2 protein-coding genes are annotated in these 1,156 nt (G+C 67.6%); both read right to left on the bottom strand.

Annotated elements, in window-relative coordinates; genetic code table 11:
* Positions 1–477 (bottom strand): YcaO-like family protein (locus tag AB0O00_RS40615; RefSeq protein ID WP_363659682.1); only part of this gene is annotated, 477 nt, incomplete at its 3' end.
* Between the two features lie 89 nt (positions 478–566).
* Positions 567–677 (bottom strand): class III lanthipeptide, encoded by a 111-nt coding sequence (locus AB0O00_RS40610; RefSeq protein ID WP_363659681.1) that lies wholly within the window; start codon positions 675–677, stop codon positions 567–569.
* Between the last annotated feature and the right edge of the window lie 479 nt (positions 678–1,156).

The following is a 1,156-nucleotide window of genomic DNA, read 5'->3' as shown; positions in this document are numbered from 1 at the left end:
CCACCGGGGGGCCACCCGCAGGTCGATGTCCAGGCAGTCCAGCGGCACGAAGGTCTCCCCGCCGTCGCTCAGCCGCCGGGCCCGGCGCAGGTTCAGCAGGGTCTCGGGGTTCAGGCAGTCGCGCGGGTGCAGGGTGAGCTCGTCCAGGCGGTAGTCCAGCTCCGGGGCGATCTCGCGGGCCGTCGCGACGCGGTCGGGACGGAGATCGAGGTGCTCGCCGTGCCACCGCTCGATCGCCTCCATGGCGGCGGAGACCTTCGCGGATATCCGGTCGATCCCTTTGCCCTGGAACACCGAGAGATAGCGCCCGTTCGGACGGATCGCCTGGTAGACCGGGATGCCGATGTCGTCCAGCCAGGTGATGTCGGCGATTCGGGTGACGCCGAACCCCGACAGCAACGGCGCGATGCGCTCCCACGTCTGCTCCGGCGGGCACACCCGGTGGGTGCCCGAGAAATAGCTTTTCTGCCCGTTCATGAATTGAGTCCCGGCTCTCTGCGGATTCCGTGGGCGGGGGCCGGCCCGGGAAGGGCCGGCCCCCTGAATTCACCTCAGGTCCTGCCGCGTCAGATGGCGGTCGACGAGGTGGTCACCGTGGTCAGGGTCCACGTGGTGGTGATCGCCTGGACCTCGGTCTCGGCCTCGGTCTCCATGGCCTGCAGCTTCAGAATCTCCATGGTCGTTCTCCCTTTCGGACGACGGTTTTTCGGACGACGGTCTTTCAGACGACGGTGACGATGGTGGTCACGGTGACGACCGTGCTGACGCCGGTGCCGGCGTAGCTCTCCTCGGTCTCGATCTCCGCGTCCATGGCCTGGAGCTTGAGGATCTCCATCGGGTTTCTCCCTGTCAGACGATGGTGACGACGGTCGTGACCGTCACCACACTGGACGTGTGATAGCCGGCGGCGTGGTCGTCGTCGACCTCGACCGGCGTTTCCATGGCTTGGAGCTTGAGGATGTCCATCGGCTGGTTCCTCCTTCCGGATCTCGCGGGGTCTCCTGGAGCGGGATCGGCCCCAGGAAGTCAGGTGGACCTATCCGGTCACGGCACTAGCAGCGGGCCCAGCAGGTCGGTGCCCGAGCGGTGGCCCTCGAGGGCGAGCAGGGCGCCCGCGCTGCCGGTCGCCAGGTCCATCGACAGGCGCATCAGGTTG

The organism is Kitasatospora sp. NPDC093558 (assembly GCF_040683475.1).
In the GTDB taxonomy this organism is placed as follows: Bacteria; Actinomycetota; Actinomycetes; order Streptomycetales; family Streptomycetaceae; genus Kitasatospora.
This window is presented reverse-complemented; position numbering and strand designations above follow the sequence as displayed.